This window comes from Thermoanaerobaculia bacterium, assembly GCA_035593605.1.
GTDB lineage: Bacteria > Acidobacteriota > Thermoanaerobaculia > UBA2201 > DAOSWS01 > DAOSWS01.
The window spans coordinates 86667-106208 of sequence record DAOSWS010000013.1 but is presented as its reverse complement, the minus strand read 5'-3'; the positions used below and the strand labels follow the sequence as shown (position 1 = coordinate 106208).

The 19542-nt window shown below is 54.4% G+C and carries 13 protein-coding genes; 2 read left to right on the top strand and 11 right to left on the bottom strand.

The genetic code is table 11. The features are described from left to right. Positions 1 to 233: 233 nt before the first annotated feature. The 9 genes from PLD04_08280 to PLD04_08240 all read right to left on the bottom strand — a co-directional run bounded on the left by PLD04_08280 (position 234) and on the right by PLD04_08240 (position 14431). Positions 234 to 695, bottom strand: a complete 462-nt coding sequence (locus PLD04_08280) for a hypothetical protein (protein ID HXK68331.1) — start codon at positions 693 to 695, stop codon at positions 234 to 236. 38 nt (positions 696 to 733) lie between these two features. Further along, entirely contained in the window at positions 734 to 6532 is a 5799-nt protein-coding gene (locus PLD04_08275; GenBank protein HXK68330.1) for an RHS repeat-associated core domain-containing protein, read from the bottom strand. 12 nt (positions 6533 to 6544) lie between these two features. After that, positions 6545 to 8875 (bottom strand): PKD domain-containing protein, encoded by a 2331-nt coding sequence (locus tag PLD04_08270; protein ID HXK68329.1) that lies wholly within the window; start codon positions 8873 to 8875, stop codon positions 6545 to 6547. Positions 8876 to 9268: 393 nt separating this feature from the next. Next, positions 9269 to 9898, bottom strand: coding sequence for a hypothetical protein (locus tag PLD04_08265; GenBank protein ID HXK68328.1), 630 nt, complete (start codon positions 9896 to 9898; stop codon positions 9269 to 9271). Positions 9899 to 9918: 20 nt separating this feature from the next. Then, complete coding sequence (locus PLD04_08260) at positions 9919 to 10389, bottom strand: YkvA family protein (GenBank protein HXK68327.1); 471 nt, start codon at positions 10387 to 10389, stop codon at positions 9919 to 9921. Beyond that, positions 10374 to 11177, bottom strand: a complete 804-nt coding sequence (locus PLD04_08255) for a PhzF family phenazine biosynthesis protein (GenBank protein HXK68326.1) — start codon at positions 11175 to 11177, stop codon at positions 10374 to 10376. Before PLD04_08255 ends, PLD04_08260 begins: the two co-directional genes overlap by 16 nt. A gap of 3 nt (positions 11178 to 11180) precedes the next feature. Next, entirely contained in the window at positions 11181 to 11747 is a 567-nt protein-coding gene (locus tag PLD04_08250) for a DUF4126 domain-containing protein (GenBank protein HXK68325.1), read from the bottom strand. 45 nt (positions 11748 to 11792) lie between these two features. After that, on the bottom strand, positions 11793 to 12299 hold the full coding sequence (locus tag PLD04_08245; GenBank protein HXK68324.1) for a rubrerythrin family protein: 507 nt from the start codon (positions 12297 to 12299) through the stop codon (positions 11793 to 11795). A 77-nt stretch (positions 12300 to 12376) separates the two neighbouring features. Then, positions 12377 to 14431 (bottom strand): chloride channel protein, encoded by a 2055-nt coding sequence (locus PLD04_08240; GenBank protein HXK68323.1) that lies wholly within the window; start codon positions 14429 to 14431, stop codon positions 12377 to 12379. Positions 14432 to 14534: 103 nt separating this feature from the next. Between PLD04_08240 and PLD04_08235 the strand changes: the two genes are divergently transcribed. Both PLD04_08235 and PLD04_08230 read left to right on the top strand, forming a co-directional pair. Further along, the gene (locus PLD04_08235; GenBank protein ID HXK68322.1) at positions 14535 to 15677 is read left to right on the top strand and encodes an aminotransferase class V-fold PLP-dependent enzyme; all 1143 of its coding nucleotides are present in this window, start codon (positions 14535 to 14537) and stop codon (positions 15675 to 15677) included. A gap of 39 nt (positions 15678 to 15716) precedes the next feature. Continuing rightward, positions 15717 to 15965, top strand: a complete 249-nt coding sequence (locus PLD04_08230) for a zinc ribbon domain-containing protein (protein ID HXK68321.1) — start codon at positions 15717 to 15719, stop codon at positions 15963 to 15965. A 111-nt stretch (positions 15966 to 16076) separates the two neighbouring features. Here the strand turns inward: PLD04_08230 and PLD04_08225 are convergent, their stop codons facing one another. Together PLD04_08225 and PLD04_08220 are read right to left on the bottom strand one after the other, a co-directional pair. Then, positions 16077 to 18788: a pitrilysin family protein gene (locus PLD04_08225; protein ID HXK68320.1), complete on the bottom strand. Its 2712-nt coding sequence runs from the start codon at positions 18786 to 18788 to the stop codon at positions 16077 to 16079. Positions 18789 to 18858: 70 nt separating this feature from the next. Then, positions 18859 to 19458, bottom strand: coding sequence for a TonB family protein (locus tag PLD04_08220; GenBank protein HXK68319.1), 600 nt, complete (start codon positions 19456 to 19458; stop codon positions 18859 to 18861). Positions 19459 to 19542: the final 84 nt, after the last annotated feature.

Below are 19542 nucleotides of genomic sequence, written 5' to 3'. Positions count from 1 at the left end.
ACCCTATAATTACCAGTGGGATAAGGTCGATCGTAGACTTTTTCAGCAGACCCTACTTATTGTAATAGGGAAGTTACGGTGGCTTCTTTGACAGTACCTTATTGACAGTACCCCCTCTGGTCGCAGGTAATTCGGGAGAACAAATCCCTTATTAATTGTGCGAAATAATATTGAAAATGATAAACTTAGCCCTTTTTTATAATTTACAGGGTATATCGTAAAAATATAAAAAACTAAATACTCAATTTATCAGAAAATCTTGCATATCTTTTACTGTTGACATGAAGATTGCTTTCAATTACAAATTGCCGAAACCAACTATTCCTCTTCCATTCTCGAAACCACACTTGATAATCAAGGGCTAAAGCGAGTTTTTTAGCGGAATTATTATCATTATTATTGATGTGCCATTGAACACACTCTAAAATAAATTTACTTGTGCGACTAAATCCAAAGATAAACGGCGGGAAAAACGAAATTGAAAATCCTATAAATACTAAAAGAATGATAGGGATTTCAAAATATTTTCCTGTAATTGTATTAATAAACACACAAACTTTCTCACTTAACAAGTAAACTAAAGCGAATGAAGGTGCGAAGAATAAAATGACTGATAAAAATGTTATAGCTGGTCCCTCTTTAACAAAACGTGGGACTGGTAATGGTATAAGATTATCTACTTTCTTTACTGTCATTCATCATTCTCCAAAAGCATTTCAGGATAAATGAAACATTAATGCACATCCGTTATGCCATAGAAATTTGTTGTGATTACCATTCCATTATACATAGCATCTCCATACAACTGGTTCCATTTGGGGGGAATTGTATATTTTCGCAACATTACACCTATTGAATAACCGGCCCCGAACGAACCTACAGCCAAGATACTACCAGTAGCAATTGATAAACCAGATGCTGCAAAACCTAATGGCACCAAAACTTGTTCACCACCGATTGAATATATATAGGCTGCCAATTCAACTTGAGCTGTAGTGGCGGCCACTGATGATGAAACGAAGTAGTAAGTCCCGACTAAAGTTCCAGTTGAAGACAGAGTGTTTACTATGTCATGAAGAACAGGATGCCCACTCCAGGCGTTTGAAATACGATTTGAAGTGTAAATTAATGGCCTATGAAGTACTTGATGAATAGGAGTAGGAGAAAATTGTGGTAATGCTGACATGACATCAAGAGACAAAGACATCGTTTGCATAATTGTTCGGTACACGAATGCATCAAAAGAGCGATCATTATAGTCTTCAGCAAAAACGAGGTCGTCTATTGGAATTCCTCCACATTCGCAGCCATTGGATGTCCATTCACATTCATTTGTTCTTTCACATTGCTCTTGTGTCACCGTATTATTGGCGGACTGAGGCCCTTTCCTTGCAAATCCGAGAGGATCTACGTAATTTAATGGATTACCTGCAGTATAGCTATATAAATTAAGTGTTTGAGGCCTATTAATACTACCGTTAAGAATATCTGTGGAAAAAAACCTCCCCTTCCCATACGAATAATGCCTGGCGTGCATATAGTCCAAATTGAGATCATAATCCCGTTCGTGGCCTGTATAGCGGTACGACTCCTCGTTCCACTGCGAGCTGTACATCTCCTCCCCATACGGCCAGTAATCATACGCCATTAGGAAATTCTCGTATCCGTCCGTGACTGCGCGAACGGATCCAAGATGATCGTGATAATAATATCGGCGACCGAGCGCCTCGGGATATCCATCCCCGTCCATATCGTCCAGTATACCATCCGCCGCGACCATCCTTCCGAACGCAAAGTAGTTGTAACGATGCCAGGAATAGGTGGTCAGCTGGTCCGTTTGACGGTCGAATTCCGCCAGGATCCTGCCGGCTTCATCCCGGATATAGATCGTATCCAGCGACCATGCGCTGGTCACCGACGGATCCTGATCCACGCACCAGCAGGCGACGGCATCCCCGCACGTGCTTTCCACGACGCTTCTTTTCAGCGCGACGGTACGCTCGCCCTGCCAGTTGTAAGCAAAGATCTGCTCCACCATCTTGTTCTGTCCGGCCTGAGCATCCCACACGTCCTCAAAGTACGTGGCCATCTTGTTTTCCGGGGAGTATTGATAGAAGTGGATTCTGCGGTCCGGCGTGGTGGCGTTCCCATCGTCATCGACCGGTTCGCCTCGAACGAGATTCCCTCTCCCGTCGTAATCCGGCCCGATCAACTGGTTGGTTACAGGGTTGGTAGGAAGATCCACGGTAGCATTAAAAATATTACCGCGGTTTCCCGTTGAATATTGGAGAATATTACCATACTCATCATAGGTCCAGTTTCGAGCAAATGTATTCGTAAAAATGTCGCAACCGAAGCTCCCATAATACTCAGTTTCTTTCTTATACGTCATCACCCTGGAGGCCGCGTCGTACGTGGCATAATAGTTGCGCCATTTTGCCCTGCATTTAATTGGAATCGGAACTGGTGTCGGCCCAATTTCAATAGGCTCACTTGGATCAATAGGCTTAATCACGGCATTATGGAAGTAAGTCAGATTGCCCGTACTGTCGTACGTCATAGCAATCTCTTTGAACACGTACTCCAAGCCATTGACTCCCTGAAAACCTTGAATATCTCTCGGGCGATTCAGGCCGTCGTACTGATATTCCATGCCCGACAGGCCCTCGCCGTAAAAGATGGAATCAAGCAATCCCTGCTCGTTATAGAATGCGTCCCCGATGATCGAAGCCCTGATCCCGGGACGGCTCAAGCCGGACAGGTAGGCACGATAATTGTTGTCATAGGCATAACTGACGGTTCTGTTCAAGAGGGTTCCTGTCTCGTCCTTGACCAGTCCAAGCGATTGCTGGGTGGCCACGTCGAATGCCTCGGGATAGTCGATGGAGGCCAGGTTCCCGTAATAATCGTAATTGTATCCCCAGGAGAAATAGAGCTTCTCCGTCTGGGGATAGGTGCTCCCGTGCGCGAATCCATCCGAGTAGAGCCTGCGTCCCGTGATGCGTCCATACCCGGTCGAGGCGTACTGGTAGACGTCCGTCAAGGAATTGACCCCGACGGTACAGGGGCCGGTGCTTAGACTGCCGGATCGGTTCCCGTCAATAATGACGTATTCCTTCGCCATGGTCAGTTTTCCCCGGACGGAGGACGTGGTCCCGACCGTCAGGTTCCCCTGGATGAGGCTGCCGTCGGCCGCCGTGACGGTCAGCGTCGGGTTGTCGTAGGTGAGTTCCCTCAGGGGGTAGCAGCTATTGTCAGGCGTGCACGCGTCGCCGGTCAAGTAGCTCTGGGTGGAGACTTCAGAGCGCGTGAGCCGCCCGGCATAGTCGTAGCTGTTCGTGAAGTAATAGGAAAAGGCCGTCCCGAGATAGTCCTGGTAGGTCTTGTATTCTGTCACGTTTCCCAGGGCGTTGTACCCCTGGTACTGGATATTCTTCCCCTCCGGGTGGAGCTCCGATGTCATCCGGCCCAGTAAGTCGTAAGAGAAAAATCGACCCTGGATGCCTTGATGGACCTCGGTGAGGTTTCCCTGTCCGTTATAGGTGTACGTGGTCGGGTTGCCAAGCGGGTCTAGGACGGAGATCAAATTCCCCGGCGCGTCGTAGGTATAGACTGTACTCGATTCCGTTTGAAGCTGCTGCGAGGTCTGCACCCATGTGCGGACGGTCTTCGATCGTGTGCCGTCATAGGCGACCGTCATGGGATAGGGATCCCCCGATTTATGGGTTGAGAGAATCCGGCCGAGACCGTCATAGGTCATGCTGGTGCCGGAAAGCCACATCTCCGGCGTGTCAGGGTGAGCCCATGCGGAGGCGAATGTGGTTCTTCCCAGGATGTCGAATTGCTGGACCTTCTTGGTGTACGTGCCGCCAGGCATGTACTTCCTCTCCTCCTTGACGTGGCCGAAGCTGTCGGAAAGGACCTCCGCCTGAAGGGGGCCGGTGCTGGTGTTTCTTCGGGTTTGCACGGTCATCCCGCTTGCGGGGTCCAGTTGGTATGAGAGATAGATGGCGGCTTCTCCGGGAGGAACGATCGACGTGGGCAAGCCGAGCTTATTGAAGGCCGTCGCCGTGAAATAGCTTCCGGTTTCGTCGTAGCTCCGGGTCACGAGGCCCGTGGTCTTGTCCCGGACGACTTTCGTCAGGTAGCCCGCAAACGGCAGCCAGACGCCATTCGAGCGAAGTTCCATGAAGCGGCGTTCGGTCAACAAGTTGTACTGGTACGTGTTGTCAATCTTGAAACTTGGACTTGCCGTGCCCCCGAACGAAGATCCCGCATAGATGAGGTGCTCCTCGTTCGGGAGGCCGTCGTACGTTTCCCCGATCAGCGTGATGTCCGGATAGTAGGTCATGATGGAGTAGTCCGGTACTTCGTAGTTGAATGAGTTGTAACCGATTTCGGCCGAACAGGTTTGGGCAAGGTTGGAAGCATAGATTTTTTCGTATTGGCAGACGGCGTTCAGGTAGTGGTTGCCGAGATGCGTTCCCGAGGAGGCGTACTGGTATTTCGTGTAGGCGGCATAGCTGCCGTTCTGGTCCTTGACCCAGGAGTAGTCCTTGGTATTGAGGATCCAGTGGCTGACATCCGGGGTGAAATCCGTGAAGGATTCCCTCAGAGGCGTGATCGTGGTGGTCGAGGGGACATCGCCATCATAGAATTTCGTCCGCTTGAAATGGCCGTAACTGTCCCATTGTTCATTGATCGTCGTCGTGACATCCTCGCCGGAGGCTTTGGCATAGCGGGAGACGACCCGCTTCGTGCGGATGTTGTGGTTTTTGGAATAGGCGGGGATGTCCAGCGTTTGGGACGCGCAGTCGCCAGCGGCGTGGCATGCCTCGATGAGGCTCATGTCATCGTACTCGTACTCATAGTCGACGGTGTTCATCACGGTGCCGGACGAATCAAGCCGCTCCTCTTTCACCAGTGATCCGTGGAGAGGATATTCTCCTTCGCAGACCGTTTCCCCGAGGGGATCCTCCGAAGGCTCGACCTTCCGGTAATCGAAAGTGAATCTTGTTTTCCTCACTTCCTGGACCGTCCGGCTGTCGGTCACCGTCACCGTGGTGCTGATGAGATCCGAGATCAGGTGTTCCGATACGGAGTCAAAGCCTCCGAGGTCGTATTCATAGGTCCCGACAAGCTGATCGTCGGCATTGTAGTATTCTCTTGTCTTCACGCCCACGAAGATCGACGGCGGCGTGTCCTCCCTGGGCTCGCCGAATTCGGGCTCGCAAGCTCCGGGTCCGCTGAACCGCAAGGTTCTCATGTAGGTGTAGTCCACGCGGCCACCGGTCGGCAGCGTGATGGAGGCCAGCGTGCCCACTTCGTCATTGAGATTGCCGATGTTGTCGGGTCGCTCGTAGAGATCCGGGATGGCGTCGTAGTTGTAGTCGAATGCGTAGGTGTACGTATTTCCGCCCCCGTCGTCGGCACTGACGGAGGTGAGCATGGGTACGTAGTGGGTGTTCTGCGTCGGGAAGATGGGGGTTCCACAGGGATTGTTGATGTCGATCGCCCAGCAGCTCAGGGTGCCGGGGAGGCGGTCGGGTCGCGTGATGAGCTTGTTCTCCACCTGGAAGGTGTAGGAGAGCGTGGCTCCTCCGACGGTCGGGAGATCGATCCCGGTCAGGACATCGTACGTGTAGGTGACGGTTTCCGTCGTGCAGGGTTGGTTGTAGGGGCAGAAGTCGTAATCCATCGAGTTCTGGATCGTGGTGTAGTGGAAGGCGATCGTCCGTACGTTCAAGTTCTTGCCGTCCCGGAGGGTGACTGTATCGATCTTGTCGCTGCTGTATCCTCCGGAAGTGACGTAGGCTGCCTCGATCTTGTTTCCCCATGGATCGGCGATCTCGGTGACGTAGAAACCGTTTCGGTTGTATTGGAAGTCGATCACGCTGCTACAGTAGCGCGGTCCCGTGGTTTCGGTGTAATGGGTGACCGGGTGGCCGAAGGTGTAAACGATTCCCGAGCCGTCTTCCATCTTGAAATATTCGGAGGGGGTCGTGTACCGCGTGAGTTTCAGGTAGCTCCCGTCGTGCGTCCGATATGTGCTGGAGGTCTCGGGATAAAACGCGTGGCTCGATCCGTCGGGCGCGTTGTAGTGGTAACTTCCGTTCAGGTCGGTATCGATATGCTGCCGGGAGATGTATCCAAGATGGATGTCCCATCCCGCGCCGTACGTGTCGCGTCCGCTTATGGCGAATCGGGAAAGTTCCAGTAATTCGCAGGTCGGCGTGTAATTGGGGTCTTCCAGCACATTTGTGATGATGTGGACGTCCGTCCATAGGGAGAGGTTATAGAAGAGGGAGAGCTGAAGGGCGAGGTTTGGGCCGACGGAATAGGATTGTCCGATGGGGATGTCGACGGAGAGATTCCCGTTGTAGGGATTGACGCTGTCGATGTCGTTGAAGAGCGCGTTTTCAAAGATGCCCTTCGCCGTGACGGAGGAGGAGGATTCTCCCCGGGTGTTTGAAGTGGCCAGGGCCAGGGATGCGAGGAAGGTGAGCGCGATGGTCAGGATGGTTCGTTTCATGGGGGGCCTTCCTTATCGTTCCTGGACCGCGAGGGTGCCGAGGGGAGAGGATCCGTCGAGGGAGATGGTGGCGGTGGTCTGGTATAGGGCGGGATCGAAGAGGAGGACCTGGGCTGCCGGATCGCAGAGGATGGCGTCGAGTAGCCGGAACGTCACGAGATCCTGGATTTCAAGACATCCGGCCGCGGAGAGATCGGTGGTGGCGAGCTCTCCGTTTTGCCCGTTCGTCGGGCTGTCGTAAAAGCGCAGGAGCGGGAGGCCGTGGAAGGTGGTTGCGAGGGCGGGGATGCCCCCGGCGGTGGTTCCCAGTAGGTGCTCGGGCGCATATCCGGTGGTCTTGAGCGATACGCCGCTGAAGGTGTTGCTGCTGACGTCGAACTTGAAGATGCGTTCATCGTGCGGCGCGCTGACGTACAGAAGATTGCTGGAGGGTTCGTACGCGAGCGAGGCTTCCACGATGGTCTCCGTGGTGAGTTCGCCAGCGGATTTGCCGGCGAGGATGTGCAGGTACGCCTCCCCGTCGGTCATGTCCGGTGGCGCGGCCAGGTCGAAGACGTTCAGGGTGAGGCGGCTCTTGTGTGTGTTGTTCGGGTCGGATGCTTCCGGGCCGAAGGTGAGGAGGTAGAGCCGGTCGCCGATGATCGCCTGGTCGGCCGTCAGGGTCTGATCGTCATGGCAGATCGAGCCGTAGGCCAGATGGTCCAGGGTGGCGGGATCCAGGGCCTCGATGTAGGTGGATGGCGTTCCGGGCAGGGTGACGCCTGCCGTCAGATAGGTGTCGTGATAGGCAAGAGAGAGGGCTCTGGCTCCCGCAGGGATCGCGAATTCGCCCGTGACGGCTCCGCTTGCCGTGTCGATCCTGTAGATGGCTTCGTATGCTCCCAGGTAGAGATACCGTTCGTCGGGGCTGAGAAGGAGGGCCGTCGGATGCTGAATCGGGAACGATTGGCCGTGGATGGGCAGGAGCGCGGATGGCGTTCCTTCTTCGACCGGCCATGGGTAGAGTGTGTAGGAGTTCAGATCGAGTGTTTGGACCGCGTTCAGGGAGGGAAGGGCTACGAAGCCCATGGTGACGTAGCGGTAGGCGTCGGTGAGTTCATGGGTGAGCAGGTCGTCGGTCGCGTCGTGGACGGCGATCGTGTAGCTGTCAAGTCCGCCGGAATGGCTGGGGGCTTCGACCGTAATGCTGGTGCTGGAGGATGCGTGGATTGGGGCGGCCTGTCCATCGATGGTCACGGTGGGTGATTCGGGGAAGGCGTTCCCTGTGAGCGTGATTTCGGTTCCTCCTGCGGAGGTGCCGGAGGGCGGGAAGCTCGTGAAGGTTCCTGTGGTGATGGTGACGTCCTCCGTACATGTGGCGGTGTTGCCGCAGAGATCGGTCACGGTGAGGGCCAGGGTGTAGGTACCGGGTCGGCCGTAGACGATAGCGGGTTCCGCCTCGGTCATGGTTTGTCCGTTTCCCAGGTCCCAGAGGTACGTGAGTTGCTCCCCGGTGCTTTCTTGGTACGCGCTGATCGGTTCTCCCGCTTCGGCCTGTTGCATGGAGAGGGTGAAACCGCAGGTGGGGGACGCGAAGAAATCGAACGCGAAGGGTTCCGAGGCGCCTGTGCAGTCGTTTTCGTCCGTGTAGGCCACGGTATAGATGCCTGGCTCGGCGGCCTCATACGTTGCCTGGGTGGCTTCAGGGACGGGGATCCCGTCTTTGGACCACTGGTAGTTCTCTTTGTCGGGGTCCGTGCTCAGCGTGGAGGAGATGCAGGCATACGGTTCTCCCGTGATCGTCGGGATGGGGAGTGCGTGGATGATGACGGTATCGGTCCTGCTGGATTCCCCGATGGGGCTCTTGGCCGTCAGGGTGACATCATAGTTTCCGCCCTCGGGGAAGGCGTAGGAAAGGGTTTCTCCCTGCCCCAGGTCGCCTTCCGGGTCGGTCCAGTACCATCTTGCGGCAAGCCCGGTGGAACTGTCGGTGAAAGTGATGGGGGATTCCGCGCAATAGCGGGGTGCCGCATGCGTGAAATTGGCTACGGGTTTCTCCAGGGTCAGGCGGTTGAAATAGGCGGCTCGATAGGAGGATTCGGTGATCCCGTCTGGTCCGACAAAGGTGATGATGTAATCGACGTGGTCGGTGGCTCGCAACGTGATATCCATAGGCTGGATATCCGTGTACACGGCTTCCGGCTCGTACTGCAAGATGAACCGTTTGTCGAAGAGCCTGGGTTTGGCGTCCCGCCGTTTCGTCAAGAAGGGCAGCCGATAGATGACGTAGGCGGTCGCGTCCGGCACCGTCGTCCAGCTTATGGTGATCGAGTCTTCCGTGAAGCCTGTCAGTTCCGGTTGCAATGGTGCGCCCTGGCCCCAAAGAGGAAGCGTCAGGAAAAGAAAAGAGATACCCAATAATGCGCGCTAAGAATCCCCCCATCATGAGACTATGTTGGCTGTTTATAGAATCAACTATTATATGCAAATTTTCCGCCAATGTGCAAAGGCTTTCTTGCCTTAATTTTTTGCGTACGTATAGTGAGCTTTGATTTCATTTGTGAGATCAATTCGCAACAATATCGCGTTAGAAAATCGAATCAGGGTGGCACAATTAGTAACAGCTGATTTCGCCTCAATTCATGATAAGACTTTTCACTCAGTACCATCGGTCGATCCAAATGCAGAGATGAAACCCTGATAAAAGATCACCCCCTATTTGTCAGTATCAATCGGCGTACATTATTAAGAAACGGATCAGGATTCGTTCACACAGGCCAGGGAGCGGTAGATCGATTCTGCGACGGAAGCGTGGTCCTCCCCGAACCCGAAGACCATGACCATCAGGGTCTGGTCGCCATGGGAAAAGATCGTCTGGTAGAGCGTCATGGGGGCCCGGGTTCCATTTCTCTCCACGGTTCCATTCTGTACCTGGAGTTCAACCTTCTGGCCGCAGAGGGTATCCATCCGGGTTTCCTGATTTTCCACCGTATAGGTTTCCTCTTCGTGGATCACGGTATCGAGCTTCCGTTTGATGGACTCCTCCTGACTCCCCGACCAGGACATCGGGAAGGAAGCCAGAACAAGCAGAGAACGACTCTCTTCGATATCATGGCCATCGTGGACGATGGCCATGGAAAATCCGACATCCATGGCGAAGGCGCCCCGGGAGTCTCCCGGGAGGGTGAAATCCATGATGTCGTGCGCGACGGCCAGGACATTGGCGGAATCGGTGATGACAGCACGCTTGAAGACCCATGCACCGGAAACGATCAGGAAAACAATCAGCAAAGCCACCAGAATCAGGCATCCGCCGCACCCGAAGAACAACCATTTCAGGATCGAGGATCCTGATCGCTTTTCGTCCGGATATTTGAACTCTTCCATGGCAAGGCTCCTTTTCTCACCTATTCTATACGAGAACGCTCTTCGGTAGGTTCCCCCTCCCCGGTTTCCTTCCAGTCCCGATAGGCTTCGATCTCTCCACGGATCGATGCGAGTACGAGCGTGATAATCGCGGTGTCGTCGACGAAGCCAAGACCTGGAATGATATCGGGTACAAGATCAAAGGGATTCACCGCATAGAGAATGGCAAAGGCGGCGGAAGCGATAACCGGCCAGGGAACGCGGGTGTACTGGCCCCCAAAATAGGAACGCACCATTCCCGCAAGGTCCCTCACCGTCTGAACCAGTTCCGCCGGAGCACTCTTTCCCCGACCCCGGCTCCACGGCTCCGCCTTCCGTCCCGCCTCCCTTGCCTCCCGCCGGCTGAGGGAATCTGCACCTTTCCCTGCAAGGAAGGAGAGGCACTCGGGACAGTCGGAGGTCGTCCCCAGGGGACGGCTGCATCGAGAACACAGGGTCATTTCTTCGGACACAGGACTTCCCCCTTCAAGACCGTTACGGCCATTCCTCCGAGGATCACACGATCATCGAGAACCCTGACTCGAACCGTTCCTCCCCTGGAGGAGGCCTGGAAGGCCGTAAAGATGTTCCGGCCCGTCTTCTCCTTCCAGTAGGGTCCGAGACAGCAGTGAGCGGAACCGGTTACCGGATCCTCATCCACTCCCACGGCAGGAGCAAAGAAGCGCGAAAGAAAATCAAATCCTTCACGATCGGAGCGACAGGTCACCATGACCCCCCGGGATGTGAGAGCCTTTAATGCCCGGAAGTCGGGCTGGATCCTGCTCAGTTCTTCCGCGTCCTTAATTTCAACCAGGAAGTCGATGCGGTTGGCGCCGGTCCAGATCGGATCGACCCCCAGTGCCTCCGCCATCCCGGCGGGAAGGCTGCAGGCCGACGGAGGTTCGGATGGAAAGTTTAATTCGATGGTCTTTCCCGTCCGGCGGGCAGTGAGAAGCCCGCTTAAGGTATGGAAATGCAGTTCGGCATCCTCGGAAGCGCGTCCCGTTTCCCTGAGGGCATGGGCGCTCGCCAGCGTGGCGTGGCCGCAGAGGTCGACTTCTGCTGCCGGAGTGAACCATCGAAGACGGTAGCCGTCATCCTGAGGAACCAGGAAGGCTGTCTCCGACAGGTTCATTTCCCGTGCGACTGCCTGCATCCAGTCCTCCCCCCGTTCTGTCTCCAGAAAACAGACTCCCGCCGGATTGCCTCGAAAGGGTTCATCGGTAAAAGCATCAACCTGGAAAATCGTTATCCATTCCACACGTCACCTCCCGATAGAGGATGGAGCCCGTCTCCTGAAGATCCGGGCGGTCATAATCAGGATGCCCAGTACGACAATCCCGGCAGCAACCGGAATCAGGATTGCAAGGAATGATAGAAGGATGCTTCCCCCGGTTTCCAGTGCCGAGAAAATGGGGTTCCCCGCTCCGCCTGTTGTCAGAGTTGATGCGGCCCGCGTTACGGTTGTCCATCCCTGAACCATTCCCGCAGCGCCTCCTCCCGCAATGACCGCAAGGGTCCACTTCAGGAAGGGATCCATATCCTGAATAACGGAAGACGCGACAACGATTCCAGCCACAATGGCTGCCGGCGTTGCAATTGTATCCAGGAGGTTGTCCAGCCAGGGAATGAAATAGGCGGCAATCTCAAGAAGCGTCGCGATCCCGAAGGCAAGAAGGGCAGGCCAGGACCCAATCCATTCGAATCCCGGCGCCAGCGTGAGGTGTCCCGTTTTCATGGCAAGGCTGACAACCAGAAGGGGAACAAATACCCGAAATCCGCAGGCTGCGGAAAGACCAACAGCAAGAAGAACGCTTAAGGAAGCTTCCAAAGTCCAGCCTCAAGAAAGAGAGCTATTTCGGAACACCCTTTGCAATCATGCAAAAATCTGAAAGCGTGTCCTGGGGACCTTACAGACGGGGCAACAATCCGGGGGTTCCCCAATGTGTGTATAACCGCAGACCGAACAGACGTGAACAGCCTGTCCATCGATATCCTTACCTTCCAGGACTCTCTCCCGGGCGTCCTGATACATGACGGCGTGAACCTTTTCCGCTTCCAGAGCATAGAAGATCGTACGAAGGGCTTCCTTATCATCCAGGGATTTGGCCATGGCGTCATAGGCCGGATACATTTCTTCGACTTCAAAGGTCTCTCCATCGATACCGGCCTGGAGATTATCTCCGGTTGTTCCGCCCATGCCCAGCTTCCGTGCATGGTTAAAGGCATGGACCTGTTCTGCAAAGGCAATCGCCTTAAAGAGACGCGCCACATTGGGGAATCCTTCCTTCCCGGCTATTTCGGAGAAGAGAAGATATTTCATGTGAGCCTGGGATTCACCGGCAAAGGCATCCTTGATGGAATTGTTGACCATGGTCTTCATTCTTAGCCTCCTGATTTAGCAATCCCGTCATCCTAACACAGGGCTGAAACCCTCGCAATGAAACCTGCACGAACAAATCAGAGCCTTTTCACATCTTCCACGAGGCTCTTTTCTCCGACAACACAGATCGTCTCCCCCGAATGAAACCTGTGGGACGCTTCCGGCAGAATCTCGTTTCCCTCGGCATCCTTAATCAGGACCACTTCCACATTGAACCGTGAACGGATCTGAAGTTGAATCAGACTCTTTCCAATAAAGGGACGGGGAACGGGAAAGGAAGCCAGAACGAAGTGCCCCGACAGCCGGTATTGACTGGACTGAATGGCTTCCGTCAGTCCTTCCCGCATATCGAGGGCAAGGTCTTCCTTGAGAAGCTCCCGGTGATAGGCGCTGATGGCGCGGTTCCGGGAAACAACACCCACGAGAACACCGTCTTCATCCACAACAGGAAGCTCTTCTTCCGCTGTTCGGGCAAAAAATCGCACCGCCCGGTCCAGGGTATCCTCTTTCGTTAACATTGCAGAAGGTTCAACCATGACATCATCCGCAACCAGGATGGCTTCAAGATCCTGCCACTCGGGAAGGCTCTGGCGAAGGTGGTCAAAGGGAATGATCCCGACCAGACGATCCTCACGATCGATTACAAAAAGGGAACGAATTCCTCCGGCGAGAAAATGACGGGCAATCGTTTCAAAGGGTTCTCCTCGGTTGACAGTTACCGGTGCTTCGTCCATCGTTTCCCCAACTTTCAGGTTTCGAAAGATATTGATATCCTTTCCTTCCTGCAGGTCGATCCCCCTGCGGGCAAGCTTCATCGTGTAAATACTCAGGGGATGAAGCCGCGTGGATATCAGCGTAGCCAGGATGCAGGATGCCATGAGAGGAAGGATAATGGAGTAATCGTTCGTCAGCTCAAAGATGATGATGATGGATGTTATCGGAGCATGTATGGTTGCCGCGACCATGGCTCCCATACCCACAAGGGCATAGGCTCCATGTCCGGCGGTCAGGTGAGGAAAGAGGTGGTGAACGAAGGTGCCCAGAAATCCCCCTAGCATCGACCCCATGAAGAGGGAAGGCGCAAAGATCCCCCCTGATCCTCCCGACCCCAGCGTAAGTGAGGTGGCCACGATCTTGGCAAAAAAGATGGCCAGCAGAAGCCACCCGCCGAAATATCCTTCCAGCGCATGGTCCATTGTCTCGTATCCCACACCATAGATATGGGGAAACCACAGGGCCACCACACCCAGGAGAAGGCCTCCGATGGCCGGTTTGAGAACCGGAGGAATCCGGGAATGGTCAAAGAGGTTTTCAACTCCGTAGAGCAATCGAATAAAAAGGATACCGGCCAGGCCCGCAAGAATTCCCAGGAGGGCATAGGGAATCATCTCAAAGGCCGAAACGAGATCATATGAAGGGATTTCAAAGGCAGGCATGTTTCCGAAGTAGTACCGTGAAATGATCGTGGCTGTCACCGACGAAATGACGATCGGGGAAAATTGTGCTACGGCAAAATCTCCCAGAACAACCTCCAGGGCAAAGAGAGCCCCCGCGATCGGAGCATTAAAGGCCGCGGCAATTCCCGCTGCGGCACCGCATCCAACCAGTGTCCGCATCCTCGATCCGGAAATCTTCAAAATCTGACCAATGGTGGATCCAATCGCGGCTCCGGTCTGGACAATCGGGCCTTCACGTCCCGTTGACCCCCCCGAACCGATACAGATCGCCGACCCCACAATTTTGGCCGCAACAATCCGGGCCCGGATGATTCCTCCCTTACGTGCCAGGGCCTCCATGACTTCAGGGACACCGTGCCCCTTCACCTCCGAAGCAATGTACTGAATGATAAAACCGACCACGAGTCCGCCCGTGGCCGGGATCAGCATCTTCATGAACCATGGCATGGCCTGGAGGAACTCCATTTCCGGGTGAGCCCGGCTGAAGAAGAGAACCTGGAAACCTCCAATGGCCAGCCGGAGGAGGATGGCCCCGATTCCGCTCAGGGAACCGATCACAACGGCAACGATCACAAGCGAAAGGTGGTCCGTCATGCCCAGGGCACGAAGACGATTGCGGGATCGTTTGACCGCGGCAGGGTCGGGAATCGAAGAATGGATCATGGAGGTACGCATGGAATCATAACCGCATGGCTTCTCCGGGTCAACTTATCTCTATCGATATCCAGCGAGAAAGTGGAACCAGCGTATAATGTTACAGGCACCTGACGGAGTACATATGAATGATCCATTTCTCTCTTTCCGCTCCCTCTTTCCCGCATACAGCGAAGGCGTGTATGTCAACCACGCAGCGGTCGCGCCCTTCTCCACCACCGTACGTGAAACTCTTCTGGATTACTGGAGCAGACGGTCCCGAATTCCTGTCGATGTCTATCCTGAGCTTGTCGAGCTTAAAACGCGTTTTCGAAACCTTATGGCCCGCCTTATCGGTGCACGCGATCCGGGTATGGTGGCCTTTCTTCCCAATACCGGGGAGGGCCTGAATATTGTTGCCCGCGGCATTCCATGGAAGGAAGGAGACAGGATTCTTCTCAATCCAATTGAATTTCCGGCGAACATCTATCCGTTCATGAACCTTGAAAATCTTGGCGTGATTCTTGACTGGGTGGAACCGGTAAACGGTCGTATCCTTCCGGACGAAATCGCACGAAGGATTACACCCCGAACCCGTCTGTTCTCCATCAGCCATGTTCAGTTTTCCAACGGGTTTCGTGCAGATCTGGCAGAGATCGGATCCCTGTGCCAGGAGCAGGGAATCTGGTTTGTTGTGGACGGAATCCAGGGTGTTGGTGTAGCCCCGATGGACGTCGACACGTGGGGAGTTGACGCCCTCTCCGCCGGTGGACACAAGTGGCTGATGTGGCCCATGGGTACGGGTTTTCTCTATACGTCCCCCCGTCTTTTCAAAACCATGCAGCCCGCGTACGCGGGCTGGCTCTCCGTGAAGGATGCATGGAATTTCCTGGATTACAAGCTCGACCTGGCAGATTCGGCGGAGCGGTTTGAACATGGGACCATGAACTTTATCGGCCTGGTTGTCGCGTGTCAGGTTCTGGAAACCTTTCTCGAACTTGGAATCGCAGCAATTCATGAGCGCATCATGAACCTGACCGAACAGTTAATCCAGGGCACAGCGGCACGGGGAATGGAGTGTATCTCCCCCGGGAAACGATCGGAACGTTCCGGTATCGTTTCGTACCGGATCCCCGATGCGGAAGGCGTGGTTCAATCTCTGCAGAAGCACAATATCTGGGCCGCGGCCCGATCCGGTATCCTGCGGTTTTCCCCCCATTGTACGAACACTCCGGAAGATATCGAACAGATCTTATCCATCCTTCACACCATTCGCGTGATCTCATGAACTTCCCGGGTGATACAATACCGTTCCAGGAGGTATGCCGTGCCCGTTTATGAATATAAGTGCAGATCCTGCAACCATATCGATGAACACCTGGTTTCTATGGGTCAGGATCCGGATTCTCTTGTATGCTCCGCATGCGGATCGAAGGACATGGCCAAGATCTTTTCAGTTTCAAACGTGTCTTCAGGGCCGAATTCAATGAAAGACAGACCCATGCCCTGCCAGACGGACCGACCGTACTGTGATCCCGGCTCCTGCTGCGGCGGAGGAGGCTGCAGCCACGATTGACGAGCTAATGAAAAAAAGAAGTTTCGTTACCTGAATTATCCTTGATGTAAAAAAATGCGCCCCCACGAAACCGTGGGGGCGTTTTCAGTGTGATGGGACTAATTTCGAGGATCAGTTGATCGGGTTACCCAGACGGTCGCAGAGGACAATATCACCAAAATTCATGGCTTTCAGACTGTCCATGAGCTTTTCCTTGTCTCCGACCACCACGATCTGGAAATTGGCGGAACCCAGGAAGGATTTCGCATAATCCAGCATTTGCTTCAACGAGACCTTTTTCAGCGTGTCATATTCCCTGTTGATCGTGTCGAGCGGGAGGTTGTAGAGCGCGATGTCATCAAGCTGATAGGCAAGATCGGAAGAAGATTCCAGCTGGGACGGCAGGGAGAGGATCATATTGTTCTTACTGCGATCGTACTCCTCCTGGGTAACGGGAATCGCTCCCTGAAAGCCCTGGATTTCCTTAAAAATCTCGTTGAGGGCGGGTACGGTGGCGTCACCCTGGACCGGAGCTCCGGCCGTCCAGGGACCGGGAACGCGATAGGTGGCAAACCGGCTCCGTGCGCCATAGGTGTAACCCTTATCTTCACGGAGATTCATATTCAGCCGGCTCATGAAGTATCCGCCAAGCAGATGGTTTGCGAGCGTGGCCGTGACATAGTCTTTATCGGTACGGTCAATTCCCGGGGCTGCAACCACGACCATCGATTGAGCACTGCCCGGTTTGTCAACGAGATAGATCTTCTTTCCTGAAGGGGCTTTTGCCGGATCAAGCTTCGGAAGCTTGACATCCTTCCCCTTCCACGATTTCACAAAGGGCTGCAGGAGAGATTTCAACTCTTCGGGTGAGTGCGGGCCCACATAGACCAGGGTCGCAATACCGGGCTGATAGTAGGCGTCATGGAAGGCCTTGAGATCGTCCACCGTCAGCGTTTCCAGGACTGCTGGGGTTCCCATCGTCAGGTTGCCGTACGGGTGTCCGGTGTACAGGTTGTGATAGAGAGTGGCGGAGGCCATGGCATACATCGAATCCTGCATACGAAGGAACTGGGACTGGAGCTGCTTTTTGAGAATATCCAATTCCTTTTGAGGGAAGACAGGATCCTCGATCACATCGAAGAGAATCGTAAGAGATTCAGGCAGGTTGTCCGTGAGGGAAGACATGCGGGCAATGGTCGCATCACGATCGACGCCGATGGAAAGATTCGTACCGATTGCGTCCAGTTTTTCCTGAATCTCCTTGGCTGTCTTTGTCCTGGTCCCTTCCATGAGCATCTCTCCGGTCAGGTTGGCGACACCGGGCTTTGCTCCCGGATCGGCAGCCGAACCTACGGGAAGGATCAGATGTACGGAAGCGAGGGGAAGCTCCGTATGGGAGAGAGCAAGAACCTTGAGTCCGTTGCTCAGCGTGAAAGAATTGGGGGTGGGAATTTGAAGTTTGGGAGCCCTGGTTCCTTCGGGCTTGATAGAACGGTCCACGGTGTCTTCCGCAGCCACCAGGTTCCCGTAGGGATGGACTTCGACCACACCGTAGGGCGCCGTCAGGTAGGGACGGGAAGCATCCATGATTCCCTTTAGATCGATGGCGGTATACCGATCCAGGTCCCACTGAAACATGTCGGGTTTTCCCAGATAGTGATCGTAGGCCGTGATCTGGTCGGAGATTCCGCCAAAACCGCCCACGTTCTCGAGGGCTCTCACAAAGGAGGCTTCATAGACGGTCTTTGCCTGGGAAAGTTCTTCAGCCGTCACTCCGTCCTTCAGGAGAATCTGGAGTTCTTCCAGAACCGCCTTTTCAATCTCCGCGAGATCCTTACCCGGAAGCGCCGTGGCCACAACGGCAAAATACCCCGCAAGCTGTCCGGAACTGTGGTACGCCATGATGTCGGACACGAGGCCCTTTTCCTTCAGGACGCTCTGATAGAGCCGGGAGGTCGTGCCCTGACCGAAGATGCGTGCAAGCAGATCCAGCTCGGCGTCATTGGCCGCATAGAGCGGGACCGTGGGCCATACCATCGTGATCCGGGCCAGGTTGACACGGTCCTTCATGACGCGCCGTTTGAGGCTGTCAAACCCGGGTACCCAGGAAGCCGTGTACGCAACAGGCGTTCCCGGAGGAAGGGAAGCAAAATACTTTTCCACGAGGCGTTTGGCTTCCGCCGGATCGAAGTCTCCCGCGATGCAGAGCGTCGCGTTGGAGGGTGTGTAGTAGGTCCGGAAAAAGTCCTTTACATCATCCATGGTGGAAGCTTCAAGATCTTCCTGGCTGCCAATGGTGCTCCAGGAATAGGGATGATCTGAAGGATAGAGAATGGACAGCATTTCTCCATAGGATTTTCCATACGGAGCATCGTCGTAATTCTGTCTCTTTTCATTGACAACGACAGAAATCTGGTTGTCCAGCTTCTCCTGTGTCATGGCATCGAGGAGAAAGCCCATCCGATCGGCTTCCAGCCAGAGGGCCCGTTCCAGGTAGTTGGAGGGAACGATTTCCAGGTACCGGGTCCGGTCCTGGTTCGTCGCTCCGTTTACATATCCCCCAACGTCCTGGAGCGCATTGAAGTAGTCATCGTCAAAGTTTTTCGAGCCCTGGAACATCATGTGCTCAAAGAGGTGGGCAAAACCATGTCCTCCAGGTGCCTCATTCTTGGACCCCACCTTGTAGTTGACGTTGATTCCAACGATCGGCGTGGAGTGGTCCTGGTAGAGATAGACTGTAAGCCCATTGTCCAGCGTATAGGATTCGATGGACAATTTGGGCAGGGTCAGGCCGAACAGCGGCAACGCCGCTACCAGCATGAGAACGGCAAGAAACTTTTTCATTGGATACCTCCTGGGGATTTCACGACATGTGATACGAAGGAAGGGGGTCCCGGGTTCACCCGGGCCGGAATCAGAACGTTCTTCGGTAGGTATACGTGAAGGGCTGAGGCTCACAATCCCTTACGGGCGGGAGAAATTTCATCTGGCGGGCTTCCTGGAGCGCAATCTCCCCAAGGGCGTCATCCCCCGTTGTGTTTTCCAGGACGGAGACTTCCGTTACCTCGCCTTCCGTATTGACCGAAGCCTGAATCACAATGGTTCCCTTTGGCTGTCCATCCAGGAATGAAACGGGGGGTTCTTCGATCAGTTCCGGCTTCTCACGGTCGGGAAGACAGGGACGATCCTGAACCACCAGATCACTGTAAACCCAACCCTCCTGTCCATCTGCCAACCGAACTTTGAACCAGGAACTCCTTTTTTCGAGGATTTGCAATCGATCCCATCGTTCCACCTGAGCCACCCGTTCCGTGTCGGTCCCCGGACCCGAACGGATATTGGCATGGGGAACAAAGACCCGTAAGAATTCAGGTTCCACAACGGGTTCAACGCTGAGGGGGGCGGGAGCCGGTTCGGGCGGTATTGTTTCCGGTGCGGGCTTACGGGTTGCACAGGCCGTAAGGAACATCAGCAGAAAGAAGAAAAGCCAGAACTGGAGCCCGTTGATCTTCATGGGTCCACTCTACCCTGAATCGGAAATTCGGGCAAGATCGATTCTCCGGAGTTGAATAGATGCCCTCGACAGGCGTATGGTAGA